The sequence below is a fragment of the Pseudoxanthomonas sp. X-1 genome, from assembly GCF_020042665.1.
Lineage (GTDB): Bacteria > Pseudomonadota > Gammaproteobacteria > Xanthomonadales > Xanthomonadaceae > Pseudoxanthomonas_A > Pseudoxanthomonas_A spadix_A.
On the sequence record NZ_CP083376.1, the window covers coordinates 581750 to 594482 of the forward strand.

Genomic DNA, 12733 nt, shown 5'->3' on the forward strand with positions numbered 1-12733 from the left:
GCGTGCTGGCCCTGACCGTACTGAGCGCGGCGTTGGTCTGCACTCCCGAGACTCACGCCATCTCGCCGCGACAGCTGCTGCAAGTGGCCGATCTCGGGAGCCCGGCGATATCACCGGACGGACGCTACGTTGCGTTCCGTCTCGAACAGGCGTCGGTCGAGCGCAACACCTACGACAGTGTGTGGTACGTGCAAAGCATGGATGGTGCCTCGCCTCCTATTCGTGTCGCGGACGGCGGCGTCCCGTTGCGCAACTCCGCAGGCATCTCGCTGCCGGCGGTCGCAACGTGGTCGCCGGACGGACGGTCGATCTACTACCGGGTACTCATCGACGGCCGGATCGAGGTCTGGCGCGCCTTTGCGGACGGCTCGGGCGCCGAGCCAATTGCGATCGATCCTGCGGATGTTCGCGAATTCTCTCTCAGTCGTGACGGCCGCGTTCTGACATACAGCGTCGGAGCATCGCGCGAAGACGTGATCGCGGCGGAACAAGCCGAGTACGACAGCGGAATCCACATCGACCAGAGCGTGCCGGTCGGACAAGGCTTGTTCCGCTCCGGCAACTTGGAAGGACGGCTAGCGACGCAACGCTACGTGGGAAGCTGGTTTGATCGGGGATCGCTGCTGTCAGACGCCCCGGTCGGTTGGCGGGCCGTCGATCTAGCCACACGAACACGGCGAGAACTTGCCGCCGGCGAGGCGCTGCCGGCGTCGCCTGCTGCATCCGATCTTCCGTCGAGGCTGGGCCAGGTATGGAAGCTGGCGCCGCGAGAGCTCGATGGGCAGATCGCATTGGTCACACGCGACGATGAGTCTGGCCAACCATCGGAAGCACCCAGCAGTCGGTTGTACGTGCTGGCGAGCCCGAGGGATCGAAAGCCCGCCGTGTGCCGGGCCGAACTATGCAATGGCAAGGCCATCAGCGGCGTCACGTGGCGACCGGACAGCAACGACGTGCTCTATACGGTGACGGACCCAACGGAAGGGTTGGCCCAGTCGGTATTTCGTTGGTCAGTGGGCACTGATCAGGTCCAAACTGTCGTGCGCTCGACGGGGCTCATTAGCGGCGGGCGTGACCCCTACACCGAATGCGGCGTGTCGCACGACGCGCTTGCCTGCGTGGCCTCGGAGGCTGATCGGCCGCCACGTCTGGAGCGGATCGACATCATCACCGGAGAACGTCGCGTCCTTTTTGACCCGAACGCCGCGCTAGCGCGGGAATTGGAGCGGGGAATGCGGGCTCGCCTCCTACGCTGGTCGGACGCGAGCGGGCACGCGTTCACAGGCCAGTTCTTCCCGGCCAAGCTCGATGGCACCGGTCCGGCGCCATTGTTCGTGACCTACTACAGTTGCGACGGGTTCCTGCGCGGCGGCTTGGGCGACCAATGGCCGTTGGCGTCGATGGCGTCGGCAGGCATCGCCGCACTGTGCATCAACCGCGCGCCTGGGCGCATTCTGGATGCGGTCCAGCGCTACGATCTGGGACGCTCTGCGGTCGAGAGCGCTGCCCAGTTGCTGGCCGACAGTGGTGAGATCGACCACGAACGGGTCGGGATGGGAGGGCTCAGCTTCGGCAGTGAGGTCACCATGTGGACGGCCGCGCACTCGGACCTGCTCGCTGCCGCATCGATAACATCCCCGCAGATTTCCCCAACCTACTACCTGATCGGCAGCCTCAAGGGCGACGCGTTCCTCGCCGGATTGCGGGAATCGTGGCAGCTCGGCGCACCAGGGGAGACGATGGACCGCTGGCGGCTGCTTTCACCTGCGTTCTACCTCGATGAAATCCGCATCCCGGTCCTGATGCAGATGCCCGAGCAGGAGTATCTGTATGCGATCGACTACGCTATTCCGTTGATGCGCGCCCATCGGGCTGACCTGTACGTGTTTCCGCACGAGCCGCACCAGATGTTCCAGCCGCGGCACAAAATCGCTGCATATCAGAGAAACCTTGACTGGTTCCTGTTCTGGCTCAAGGGTGTCGAGGATGCAGATCCCGCCAAGGCCGCGCAGTACGCCCACTGGCGCTCCATGAGGCAGGCAGCGAGCCCGGAGTAGGATGGGCGCGCGGATCGCTAGGATTGCTGGCGAACCCAGTTCTCCACCATGCACAGGTCGTAGATTCGCTGTAGCGACTGATCGCCCGAGCGCAGATCGGTCGCGAAGAACGCCTTCAGCGCGTCGGTATCCAGCATGCCGTGCTCCCGCAACACGCCGGTAAGCAGGAATTCCCGTATGCGGTCCTTGCCTCGGCGGTAGATGCCGCCGGAGAAGTTGACGAATGTGCCCTTGCTTCTGCGTTCGAGGATGTCCCTGGGCAGCATGTCTGCAAACGCGGCCCGAGCGACGGCGCGATTGAGGCCGTCGCGAATCCACATCCAGGTGGGGACTCGAAGGCAGGCTTCGACAACAGGTTGAGACAACAACGGCATGCGTAGCGGCCGACGCATGCCCCGCGGCAGGTAATCTCGGAAGGCCTGGGTGCCGGCTAGATCGAAGATTCGCTCTCGGTCGCCAGGCAGGGCGTCGGCCGGGGCGGCGGCAAACCAGGGATGATCTTGCGCGTCGAGCGAAATCCTGGCTCGATTGAGGAACGATCCGTCCGGTCTATCGAGGTTCCTCCGCCGCCTTGCGAGCTTGCGCGCCGTCAGCCGGGCCGCCTTCCAGAAGGTGCATTCGTGCAGGGCGGAAAGGTCCCGCACCGCGGCAACGCCTGCCGAAAGGCCACATTCTCTGACCGCATCCGCGGCAGGCGCCGCGGTTCCCAGAAACGCGAACACTGTGTCGCCGCCGCCGCCGGAGTAGAAGCTGCCCGTATCAAGACTGTCGCCCATCGCATCGAATGCAGAATCCGTGGCGTGCTGCAGAGCGGTGATGCTTGGGTTCGCCAGGTGGGCCGGGGACGCGAAGTCGAAGCGTGCGTCTTCATACTTCAGTTCCACTGCGTGAAGGTTGACGCCGAGACGATTGGCGATCTGCTCAGCGTAGTGACGCTCGTCTGCGCCGGGGACTGGCGTGACGAGCGTACAACAGGCCACACGGACGCGTGCCTGACGCAGACACACGCCCACAATCGAAGAGTCCAGGCCGCCCGAGAGCTCAAGCAGGATCGATCGGTCGATCTTTGCCCATGCTTTGATGACCATCAGGACGGCGGAGCGAACGTCGGCTGCCGCTTCGCTGAAGTCGCGATGGCGTTTCCCAGCGGCGACGTGATTCCAAGGAGACCAGATCAGCGATCTAGTGATTTCCTGCCCACAAAGCTGTAACGAGCAGCCAGGCAGCAGTTCATGGACATCGACCAGCGCGGTGCGGTGCACCTTATGATTGGGGAACGTCAGCAGGTAGGCGATGGAGTCCCAATCGATCTGCTTTCGATACAGCCCAGCCGCAGTCGCCACGGAGATGTCGGAGGCGACAAATCCAGATCCGTTCCGAAGAACGTAGACGCAGCCTACGCCACCGGAAGGATCCCGCGTGACGGTAATGCCTGCGGCGCCATCGATCGGAGGCTGCACGAGCACGTACTCGCCCCAGAAGTGCTTGAGCAAGTGCTCGCGGAGCTGACTCGGTTGCGCGAGCGCTGGAAGCCGCCCGCCGTCCGCGACGGACCTGCCAGTACTGGTGAATAAACGGCCGATCAGAACTCCATTTCCAGGCAGCAGGAGGATCGAAGTTTGCTCCTGGGCGAACACCTTGACCGGACCCAAGGTGCAGCGAAGCCGCATGCCGGCGTTCTCGAGGCCACGTTCGGTTTGTCCATCCATCCCGCATCCGGCGGGGCCTTCGCGCTCAACCAGGACGACGTAGGAGCAGCTCATCAGACGACCCGGATTTGGACAAAGGCGCTGGTGTGTCCGACGGTATCGTTGAGAGCCAGATCACCGGCTTGGACCCAGCAATGCGCCGAGAACGGATTGCTCGTGACGCCGAAGACAATGTTCGCGTGCAAGCCTCGCTTGGCAAGAAATCGCGTCATCGCAAGCGAGTCAAGAAGGCAGATTGGATCGACAGGGACGTAGCGACGACTGCGACGAAAGTCCTCCACTGCCTCCGTCAGACCCAACTGACGAGCATCGTTAGCTACCGTGTCGGAGGATGACGCATGCTCTCGCCGGTATGCGACAAGCGCGTCGAGAACGTGCTTAAGCCTGCGTCGCTTCAGTTGCCACTGCGTGGCGCACACAATCGCGAAGGATTCGATCAACGTGCTTAATGGGATTCTTCGGGACGAGGACCTGCCTTCGACCAGACTCCGTCGAGGGCATTCCAAGGCAAGCCTCGCTTGGTGTCTTGGCTCAGGCTGCCCATTTGCAAGGATGTTGGCCTCAACCAGGGGGCGAACGTCGGCCTCCGCGCTACCATCGCTCTCGAGCAAGGCGATGAGTGCCTGCTCCATGTCATCGGAAAGCCGAAAGTAGCGATCCTGATCGACGTCCTGGAAGATCAGCCCGCCGTCAACGTAGCAGTAGCTCAGGTCGTCGCGCAGTCGGTAAGGCACAAACTTCTCCTAGGGTGAGGCGCGCCTGTCGGCGCGCCTCACGATGCTCACTCGTCGGAAATGCCGGCCGGACGCATACCACCGACCGTTTCGTCCTTGGAGAGGACGCCCTTCGTTTCGGTACTCACGGCACCGAGCACGATGACGGCGGGGATGCGCCCCTCGCAATCTTTGAGGACTTTCATGGAGAGGTCTCCTATTAGCGTTGGGGGGGGGCTGCGGCGCGAGCCGCTTACTCGTCGGAGATGCCGGCCGGGCGAATGCCGCCGACCGTCTCGTCCTTGGACAGGTTGCCCTTGGTCTCCGTGCTCACGGCGCCGAGCACGATGACGTCCTGCTTCTTCGCCTCCGGCGAAGCGTGGTTCTTGCTGGTCTTCATGTCGATCTCCTGGGTTGGGGTATGCCATGGCTGTCATGGCGCATTTATTTGAGAACCTACTTTTCGTGATTTGCACGTAATTTCGACGAAATCACTAAGAAATTCTTAACAAATTTCGAGAGGCATGCTTATTCTGTTGAAACCTCTAGCAAAATTAGAATGGCGCGTTCATTGCTTTGGTCCGTCCTGTTTCGCAGCGTGACGGGCCATCACCGCAACGATTCGGGGCACCAGCTCTCTGCGGCGCTGGTGGTACTCGAACAACGCCTGGCGAAGGCGTGGGAGGTCTCGCTTTAGCCACAGCCGGTTGATATCAGCCAGTTCCTCGAGTGCGTCTTTGCAAAACGGTCGCTCGGTATGTCGTGCCGCGGCGAGCCGGTCGCTCGCGAGCCGCGCCTCTCTGCTCAGATCCGGCCACTGCGTGCCTGACGCGATCGCATCGAACAGTTGCCGGGTCAGCAAGACCGCATCCACGCCGCGCCGGTTGAACGCGGGTCCACCGGCGGGTTCGCTGTCGGCCGGCGTGAGATTGCACGAGTGGATCAACAAGAACTCCATCCAGTTGTACTGGCCGCGCAGGCTGACTTCGGTGGGCAGCGGAGCGCGGTAGCCGGCTCGGCCATGAGCCTCGAGTACACCATCGGAGCAAAGGCAGTAGAACGCGGACCGGACCGGCGTCAGGCTCGTGCGGTACTTCTGCGCCAATGGCGCGGGATCGATGCGGACGCCCGGCCGATAGCGGCCCTTATGTAGGCCGAGCCGAATGGCATCACAAATCTGCTCGACCTTTGAGTGTTTGGCTTCCATCAGTAGCTCCTCTCCACGGCATCTCGCCACGCGCAGCGGTCAGCGTCGGGATGCGGGCGGCGACGTGCTCAGCAGCTCGACGACGTCGGCCGCCATTCGCCTGCGGCGCGCGAGGTAGTTGGACAGCGCTGCCTTCAACGCCTTGAGGTCGCGCCGCTGCCATGCTTCCTGCAACTGCGACAGTTCCGCCGATGCGTCGGGGATCAGTGCAAACTCCGCCGGGCGGACCGGACCGAGAAGGCAGTTCATCCGCCCGATGTCGGCCGGCAGCACGCTTCCGGCGGCCGGCGGCATCTGCTCGAAGAAGATCGTCGTTTGCGTTGGCAGGTCGGTGTCCTCGCTGACCCCGGTAGCCGTGGTCGTGGCAGGAGACGGCTCTCTCGGCAGCACCGCGAGCAGGTTGCACGCCCGATCGGTGCACCACTGAGCGAAGTCGTAGTGGTCCAGCAGCACGGCCTCGGTGATCGGCGGCACACGAAACGCGCGCGCGGCGTCCAGCTCGACCACCTCCTCGCCGAGCAGGCGATAGAGCGCGAACCGAATCACGCTCCGGCCGCTGCCGTACGCCTGGGCCATCGCCGTGGGCTCCAGAGGTTCCGCTGGACGGTATCGGCCGCATTGCAGCGCCCTGCGGATGCGCCGGAAGACGAAGGCGCGCAGCCGATAGCGGGGGTCGTCTACGAGCAGGCCGGCGCCGACAAGGCGCAGGAGCGCACACTGCACCTCGATCGGTGTGGTGTTGAACGCCCGCGCGATGGCCGCCGTGTCCAGGCCCGCGCCTGGCCAGACATGCCCGTCGCGCGTGGCCTGCCGGATGTGCTCGTGCACCCGTTCGTTCGCGGGCAGGCGGTCATCCATCGCCAGCCCCTCGCCAACGATGTGGCCGGAGGATGCGGCGTACGGATACCGCGTCCATCCTCCAGTGCCGCGCTTCGTTGCACGGCCGCTCGCTCCGCGAGCACCTGGCTCTCATCGAAAAGATCCTTCTACGTGTCGCTCCCTCCCCTGGAAACGAGCCTATCGATGCGACGTCGCCCATTTCCGTGAGCTACAGCACACGCCGTAGGTGCGGGCACGTAAAAGAGGCGGGCATCGAGCATGCGGCTCGCTGGTGCGTAGGGGAACGCCCCGAATCCGTGTAGGGAAAGTCCTACACACCGGACCGTCGCGCTGACGTCGCCTTTCGTACGAAACGGCTCGCGGGTCGTCCGGCGCGTCGCGGTGTGAGTATCCGTGAGGAATGGCGACGCCCCGACTGACGGCCCCTTCGGGCCGGTTGTCGGCAGGAAAATGTATACGGCAGGCCCGCAGGCGGCGCTACACTGGCTGCCAAGGTTCCGAACGCGCTCGGCGCTGACGCGCCACCGCTTGCCCCTCCCGCGGGAACCGATGCGCTCGGGGCGAGCGCTCTGTGATCTGCACGCGCGAACTGTGCGAACGCTTCGGGCCGCATCCAGACCACCGGGAGGCTGGACGATGGAACTGCGCCATCTGCGCTGCTTTTTTGCGGTCGCTCAAGAACTGAGCTTCGCTCGGGCCGCCGAGCGGCTGCACATGGAGCAGTCGCCCCTCTCGCGCACGATCAAGGAACTGGAGGAAGACCTCGGCGTGCAGTTGTTCGTGCGGACGACGCGCAGCACGCGGCTGACGCGCGCCGGCACGCTGCTGCTCGAGCACGTCCCGCGCGTCTTCGCGGCGTTCCAGCAGGCTCGTGATGCCGCCCACGCCGGCGCAAATGGCTGCGAGGCGCAGCTGCGCATCGCATTGTCCGACGGAATCACGCTCTCGCGCCTGCCGGTGTTGCTGGCGCGCTGCCGCGAGGAAGAGCCTGATGTGGACTTCCGGCTGTACGAGGTGCCGCTGGCACAGCAGATCAAAGGGCTGCAGGACGATCTGTACGACGTCGGGTTCGCGCAGTCCGATGAGGTCGGGGAGCGGCTTCTGGCCGAGCCGGCGTGGAGCGAGCCGCTGGTCGTCGCCGTGCCGGCCCGGCACGAACTGGCGGCTGTGGCGCGCATCCCGCTCGACGAACTGCTGCGCTACCCGCTGGTGCTGTGCGACCCGCAGGTGTGCGAGGGCCACGCGCGGCAGGTCGAACGAGCGCTGCGCGCGGCGGATCTGGACCCGCTCATCGTCGATCGCGTGGCGTCGTTCGAGCTGATGATGGCCTTGGTCGCCGCTGGTTTCGCGCTCGGTCTGTCGGGCGCGTCGCAACTGGCGGCCATCGGTCACCCGGGCGTCGTGGCGCGTCCGCTCGCCGGTCGCTCACCGATGCTGACCACCTATCTGCTGCGCTCGGCCCGAGCCCCATCGCAAGTGCTGTCGCGCTTCGTGGAGCGGGTCGCGAATCTGGACACGCGCGATGCGACCAGCAGCGTCGCGGCGCCCACACCCGATAGCCCGGAGGAGATCACGTCATGAAGCGGACTGTACTACTGCCGTGGGCGCTGGCGGTGGCGGCGTGCGGCCAAACGCCGGCGCCGACCGGAACGGCGCTACCGACGGTCGAGGAATTGGCGGCCGATCCGGTACGGCTTAAGGAACTGCGCCAGCAGTGCCGGCTCGAACGCGGCAAGGTCGGCGAGGAGCTGTGCATCCGCGTGGCCGAGGCGACGCGCAAACGGTTCATCGGCGACGGCACGGCGCCATATACGCCGCCGAAGGAGCCGCCGAAGTTCTAATGCGCGGCCGGATCGGGTGAGTCGGCGATTTTCTCGCTGACACGCCGTAGCGCGCTGGCGCACGCCTTGTTTGTCGCGTCTTCGACTGCACGCGAATCCTTCCATTTTCATCGGCCGTCATGCTGAAAACGGTCTTTGACCGACACCGACTCTGCACCGATTTTTGCGCGTGCGGCACGTCTTCGTGTCGCGCGTCGATTGGATGGAGTCGGAGGTCGCGATGCAGGGCACGCAGGTCCTGTTTGGACAAATCGCCGCGGTATTCGGCATCGTCATCGCCGGCGTGTGGGCCGCCACGCAGTGGACGGCCGCCGCCCTGGGCTACCAGCCACGCCTCGGTGCGCCGTGGTTCGATTTGGCCGGCACACCGGTCTACCACCCGTGGCGGCTCATTGAATGGTGGTTCTTTTTCGACGCCTACGCGCCGACGATTTTCGACCTCGGCGGTGCGATCGCTGGCAGTAGCGGTCTTCTGGCCGTGGTCGTCGCCATCGCCATGTCGCTGTGGCGCTCGCGACAGGCGAAGCGGGTCACGACCTATGGCTCGGCGCGCTGGGCCGACGCCGCCGACATCCGTAGAGCCGGCCTTGACCAGCCTGCCGGCATCTTCCTCGGCAAGTACCGCAACGACTATCTGCGCCATGAGGGCCCGGAACACGTCCTGACTTTTGCGCCGACACGCTCGGGCAAGGGCGTGGGTCTGGTGGTGCCGACGCTCCTGTCTTGGCCCGCGTCCGCGGTCATTCACGACATCAAGGGCGAGAACTGGCAGATCACCGCCGGCTGGCGGTCGCGCTTTTCGCATTGCCTGCTGTTCAACCCGACCGATGCGCAGTCGGCGGCCTACAACCCGCTGCTGGAGGTGCGGCGCGGCGCGCAAGAGGTGCGCGATGTGCAGAACATCGCGGACATCCTGGTCGACCCGGAAGGCGCGCTGGAACGGCGCAACCACTGGGAGAAGACCTCGCACGCACTGCTGGTCGGCGCGATCCTGCACGTGCTCTACGCAGGCGAGGACAAGACGCTGCGCGGCGTCGCCAACTTCCTGTCGGACCCGGCCAGCCCATTCGAGCTGACCTTGCACCGCATGATGACGACGCAGCACCTGGGCGACGCGCCGCATCCCGTGGTCGCCTCGGCCGCACGCGAAGTGCTCAACAAGTCGGACAACGAGCGCTCGGGCGTGCTGTCTACGGCGATGTCGTTCCTGGGGCTGTACCGCGACCCCACGGTCGCCGAAGTCACCTCGCGCTGCGACTGGCGCATTGCCGACCTGATCTCGGCCGACTATCCGGTGTCGCTGTATCTGGTGGTGCCGCCTTCGGACATTTCGCGGACGAAGCCGCTAATCCGGTTGATCCTCAACCAGATCGGCCGCCGGCTGACCGAATCGCTCGACGGCAGCGACGGTATCGCGCGCCGCCACAAGCTGCTGCTGATGCTCGACGAGTTCCCGGCGTTGGGTCGACTGGACTTCTTCGAGACGGCCCTGGCCTTCATGGCCGGCTACGGCATCCGCAGCTTCCTCATCGCGCAGTCGCTCAATCAGATCGACAAAGCCTACGGCCAGAACCACTCGATCCTCGACAACTGCCATGTGCGCGTGACGTTCGCCACCAACGACGAGCGCACCGCGAAGCGCATCTCGGAAACCCTGGGCACCGCCACCGAGCTGCGCGCGCAGCGCAACTACGCCGGACACCGACTCTCGCCGTGGCTGGGGCACCTGATGGTGTCGCGTCAGGAGACGGCACGACCGCTGTTGACGCCGGGCGAAGTGATGCAGCTGCCGCCGGACGAGTCGGTCGTCATGGTCTCCAGCGTCGCGCCAATCAAGGCGAAGAAGCTGCGCTACTACGCAGACGCCAACTTCCAACGGCGTGTGCTGCCGTCTCCAGCGCTCAGCGCTGGGCGTTACGCCGATGCGCCGCCACAGCGGCCTGACGACTGGAGCGGCCGCGCGCCGCTGTCACCGCCGACCGCCGGTCTGGCGTCGGTCGCTGCGAACAGCGGCGCGTCGGAGGACGGCGGTCCGCGCCAACAGCCTGAGCTGTCCGAGGTCGCCGTGTACCGCGCCGAGCCGGCGCTGCCGGCCAGCGATGTCTCGCTGCTGGATGACGACGACGCGCCGCTCCCGCTTCCGCGCCACTTCGATCCGGCCCTGCAACGCACGGCGCGGTTGGCGTCCCTCGATCCTGACGACGGTATCCGGCTATGAGTCAAGCCCGCCTCAATCTGTTCATCCAGCCCGAGCATGCGCGACGCCTGGACGAGCTGGCCGCCATGAAGGGCGTATCCAAATCCTCGATCGTCGCGGCCGCGCTGGCGTCGTGGCTGTCGCCGGATGCCGGCGACCGGCGCGAGGCGGCGATGGCCAAGCGCCTGGATCGGCTGTCGCGCCAGCTCGAAAAGCTCGAGCGCGACCAGGCCATCCTGATCGAGACGGTCGCGCTGTACGTGCGCTACTTCTTGACCGTCAGCACGCCGGTACCGGAGGGGCACCAGAACGCGGCGCGCGCGCAGGGCAAAGCGCGCTACACCGAATTTGTCGAGCAGCTGGGCCGCCACCTGCTGCGCGGCCGCAGCCTCGTGCGTGACGTCGTAGAGGAACTACAGCCCGAGTCCGCGCGACTCGACGATCTCGCCGCGCAAGCTGCCGCGCAAGCTGCCGCGCAGGAGCGCGCGTCATGAGCCCGGCGACGCAGAGCGCAGCCACGGCGCGCCCACCGTCGGTGACGGCGTACGAGCGCAGCATCCGCATGCTGCGATCGGCGATGGGACCGCAGATCGCGGCGGCGCTTGACGATCCGGACGTCGTGGAAGTCATGCTGAATCCCGATGGCAGCCTCTGGGTCGATCGGCAGTCGACCGGCCGCACGCCGCTCGGCGTCGCGCTGTCGGAGACTGACGGCGAGCGGATCATCCGGCTCGTCGCCGCACACGTCGGCGCGGAAGTGCATCGCGGCCGGCCGATGCTGACGGCCGAGCTGCCCGAGACCGGTGAGCGCTTCGAGGCCGTGTTGCCGCCGGTGACGCCGGCGCCGGCATTCGCGCTGCGCAAGCGCGCGATCGGCGTCATCCCGCTCGAGCGCTATGTCGCAGACGGCGTGATGACTGCGGCGCAGGCTTCGTTCCTGGTGCGGGCGGTGCGTGACCGGCAGAACCTGCTGATCGTCGGCGGCACCAGCTCGGGCAAGACCACGCTCGCCAACGCCTTGCTCGCCGAGATCGCCGCGACCGGCGACCGTGTGCTCGTGCTCGAGGACACGACCGAGCTGCAATGTGTCGCACGCGACCATGTGCCGCTGCGCACGCGCGCCGGCGTGGTCTCGATGCGCGATCTGGTGCGGGCCACGATGCGGTTGCGGCCCGACCGCGTGATCGTCGGCGAGGTGCGTGGCGGTGAGGCACTGGATCTCATCAAGGTCTGGGGCACCGGCCATCCGGGCGGCATCGCGACGATCCACGGCGGCTCCGCCTTGGGCGCCTTGCTGCGCCTTGAACAGTTGATCCTCGAGGTCGCGGTCCATCCGCCGCGTTCCCTGATCGCCGAGGCCGTCAACCTCATCGTCCATATCGACGGCCGCGGCCGCAAACGCCGCATCGCGCAGATCGCCCGCGTGGCCGGCGTCGATGCGTCGGGCTACCAGCTGGTCGATGCGCTTCAAGCCGAACCGGCGACACCGTCGCCTGGCGATTCCCACCCCCGTCCTACCGGAGACCTGCCATGACGCACGTTGCTGCTTTGCGTTTTTCCGTATTTCCGTTTGCGCGGCATGCGCCGCTGCGCGACTTGGTCGTGGCCGCGCGACGTGGCCTGCTGCTCGCGGCCGTGATGCTCGCGACGATCGGCTCGGCGCAGGCCGCCGGCTCCTCGATGCCGTGGGAGGACCCGCTGCAGGCGATCCTCGATTCGATCCAGGGACCGGTCGCGCGCATCGTCGCGGTCATCATCATCATCGCCACTGGGCTGGCGCTCGCGTTCGGCGATACGTCCGGTGGCTTTCGGAAGTTGATCCAGATCGTGTTCGGTCTGTCGATCGCGTTCGCGGCATCCTCGTTCTTCTTGTCGTTCTTCTCATTCTCCGGCGGCGCCATCGTATGAGCGGCGATCTGCCCGGCTTTGAGGTGCCGCTGCACCGCTCGCTGACCGAGCCGATCCTGCTCGGCGGGGCGCCGCGCACCGTCGCCATCGCCAACGGCACGCTCGCCGCGGCCGTGGGCCTCGGGATGCAGTTATGGCTGCCCGGCCTCGCGCTGTGGATCGTCGGCCATGCGCTGGCGGTGTGGGGCGCGCGCGTCGATCCGCAGTTCATGGTCGTGTTCTCACGGCACCTGCGGCACCGGCCGCTGCTGGACGCGTAGG

General features: G+C 65.9%; 14 protein-coding genes. 8 read left to right on the forward strand and 6 right to left on the reverse strand.

Annotated elements, in window-relative coordinates; translation table 11 throughout:
• The first annotated feature begins 2 nt into the window (after positions 1-2).
• Positions 3-2057: an Atxe2 family lasso peptide isopeptidase gene (locus LAJ50_RS02545; RefSeq protein WP_171044557.1), complete on the forward strand. Its 2055-nt coding sequence runs from the start codon at positions 3-5 to the stop codon at positions 2055-2057.
• Positions 2058-2074: 17 nt separating this feature from the next.
• Here the strand turns inward: LAJ50_RS02545 and LAJ50_RS02550 are convergent, their stop codons facing one another.
• The 6 genes from LAJ50_RS02550 to LAJ50_RS02575 form a co-directional block, all read right to left on the reverse strand.
• The gene (locus LAJ50_RS02550; RefSeq protein WP_138652122.1) at positions 2075-3820 is read right to left on the reverse strand and encodes an asparagine synthase C-terminal domain-containing protein; all 1746 of its coding nucleotides are present in this window, start codon (positions 3818-3820) and stop codon (positions 2075-2077) included.
• Entirely contained in the window at positions 3820-4500 is a 681-nt protein-coding gene (locus tag LAJ50_RS02555; RefSeq protein ID WP_138652124.1) for a lasso peptide biosynthesis B2 protein, read from the reverse strand. The genes LAJ50_RS02550 and LAJ50_RS02555 overlap by 1 nt, the downstream gene beginning before the upstream one ends.
• A 47-nt stretch (positions 4501-4547) precedes the next feature.
• Positions 4548-4685 (reverse strand): benenodin family lasso peptide, encoded by a 138-nt coding sequence (locus LAJ50_RS02560; RefSeq protein WP_138652126.1) that lies wholly within the window; start codon positions 4683-4685, stop codon positions 4548-4550.
• Between the two features lie 47 nt (positions 4686-4732).
• Positions 4733-4879 (reverse strand): benenodin family lasso peptide, encoded by a 147-nt coding sequence (locus LAJ50_RS02565; RefSeq protein WP_138652128.1) that lies wholly within the window; start codon positions 4877-4879, stop codon positions 4733-4735.
• Positions 4880-5047: 168 nt separating this feature from the next.
• Positions 5048-5686, reverse strand: coding sequence for a GntR family transcriptional regulator (locus LAJ50_RS02570; protein ID WP_138652130.1), 639 nt, complete (start codon positions 5684-5686; stop codon positions 5048-5050).
• Positions 5687-5725: 39 nt separating this feature from the next.
• A complete protein-coding gene (locus LAJ50_RS02575; RefSeq protein ID WP_138652132.1) occupies positions 5726-6544 on the reverse strand; it encodes a GntR family transcriptional regulator in 819 nt (272 codons plus the stop codon).
• 618 nt (positions 6545-7162) lie between these two features.
• On the opposite strand from LAJ50_RS02575, the gene LAJ50_RS02580 reads away from it, so the two are divergent.
• From LAJ50_RS02580 to LAJ50_RS02610, 7 genes are all read left to right on the forward strand, one after another.
• The gene (locus tag LAJ50_RS02580; protein WP_138652134.1) at positions 7163-8107 is read left to right on the forward strand and encodes a LysR family transcriptional regulator; all 945 of its coding nucleotides are present in this window, start codon (positions 7163-7165) and stop codon (positions 8105-8107) included.
• Entirely contained in the window at positions 8104-8367 is a 264-nt protein-coding gene (locus LAJ50_RS02585) for an EexN family lipoprotein (RefSeq protein WP_138652136.1), read from the forward strand. Before LAJ50_RS02580 ends, LAJ50_RS02585 begins: the two co-directional genes overlap by 4 nt.
• Before the next feature lie 220 nt (positions 8368-8587).
• A complete protein-coding gene (locus tag LAJ50_RS02590; protein ID WP_138652164.1) occupies positions 8588-10585 on the forward strand; it encodes a conjugal transfer protein TraG in 1998 nt (665 codons plus the stop codon).
• Positions 10582-11058: a ribbon-helix-helix protein, CopG family gene (locus LAJ50_RS02595; protein ID WP_138652138.1), complete on the forward strand. Its 477-nt coding sequence runs from the start codon at positions 10582-10584 to the stop codon at positions 11056-11058. Before LAJ50_RS02590 ends, LAJ50_RS02595 begins: the two co-directional genes overlap by 4 nt.
• Positions 11055-12098 (forward strand): P-type conjugative transfer ATPase TrbB, encoded by a 1044-nt coding sequence (gene trbB / locus LAJ50_RS02600; protein WP_138652140.1) that lies wholly within the window; start codon positions 11055-11057, stop codon positions 12096-12098. Before LAJ50_RS02595 ends, trbB begins: the two co-directional genes overlap by 4 nt.
• Positions 12095-12472, forward strand: a complete 378-nt coding sequence (locus LAJ50_RS02605; protein ID WP_138652142.1) for a TrbC/VirB2 family protein — start codon at positions 12095-12097, stop codon at positions 12470-12472. The genes trbB and LAJ50_RS02605 overlap by 4 nt, the downstream gene beginning before the upstream one ends.
• Positions 12469-12732: a VirB3 family type IV secretion system protein gene (locus tag LAJ50_RS02610; protein ID WP_138652144.1), complete on the forward strand. Its 264-nt coding sequence runs from the start codon at positions 12469-12471 to the stop codon at positions 12730-12732. Before LAJ50_RS02605 ends, LAJ50_RS02610 begins: the two co-directional genes overlap by 4 nt.
• Position 12733 lies beyond the last annotated feature (1 nt).

Excerpts from the sequence above, each read along its gene's own strand:
- LAJ50_RS02565 (WP_138652128.1), bottom strand. The coding sequence starts at position 4,879 with ATGAAGACCAGCAAGAACCACGCTTCGCCGGAGGCGAAGAAGCAGGAC.
- LAJ50_RS02575 (WP_138652132.1), bottom strand. The coding sequence starts at position 6,544 with ATGGATGACCGCCTGCCCGCGAACGAACGGGTGCACGAGCACATCCGG.
- LAJ50_RS02560 (WP_138652126.1), bottom strand. The coding sequence starts at position 4,685 with ATGAAAGTCCTCAAAGATTGCGAGGGGCGCATCCCCGCCGTCATCGTG.
- LAJ50_RS02570 (WP_138652130.1), bottom strand. The coding sequence starts at position 5,686 with ATGGAAGCCAAACACTCAAAGGTCGAGCAGATTTGTGATGCCATTCGG.
- LAJ50_RS02610 (WP_138652144.1), top strand. The coding sequence starts at position 12,469 with ATGAGCGGCGATCTGCCCGGCTTTGAGGTGCCGCTGCACCGCTCGCTG.
- LAJ50_RS02580 (WP_138652134.1), top strand. The coding sequence starts at position 7,163 with ATGGAACTGCGCCATCTGCGCTGCTTTTTTGCGGTCGCTCAAGAACTG.
- LAJ50_RS02605 (WP_138652142.1), top strand. The coding sequence starts at position 12,095 with ATGACGCACGTTGCTGCTTTGCGTTTTTCCGTATTTCCGTTTGCGCGG.
- LAJ50_RS02585 (WP_138652136.1), top strand. The coding sequence starts at position 8,104 with ATGAAGCGGACTGTACTACTGCCGTGGGCGCTGGCGGTGGCGGCGTGC.
- LAJ50_RS02595 (WP_138652138.1), top strand. The coding sequence starts at position 10,582 with ATGAGTCAAGCCCGCCTCAATCTGTTCATCCAGCCCGAGCATGCGCGA.
- LAJ50_RS02550 (WP_138652122.1), bottom strand. The coding sequence starts at position 3,820 with ATGAGCTGCTCCTACGTCGTCCTGGTTGAGCGCGAAGGCCCCGCCGGA.
- trbB (WP_138652140.1), top strand. The coding sequence starts at position 11,055 with ATGAGCCCGGCGACGCAGAGCGCAGCCACGGCGCGCCCACCGTCGGTG.
- LAJ50_RS02590 (WP_138652164.1), top strand. The coding sequence starts at position 8,588 with ATGCAGGGCACGCAGGTCCTGTTTGGACAAATCGCCGCGGTATTCGGC.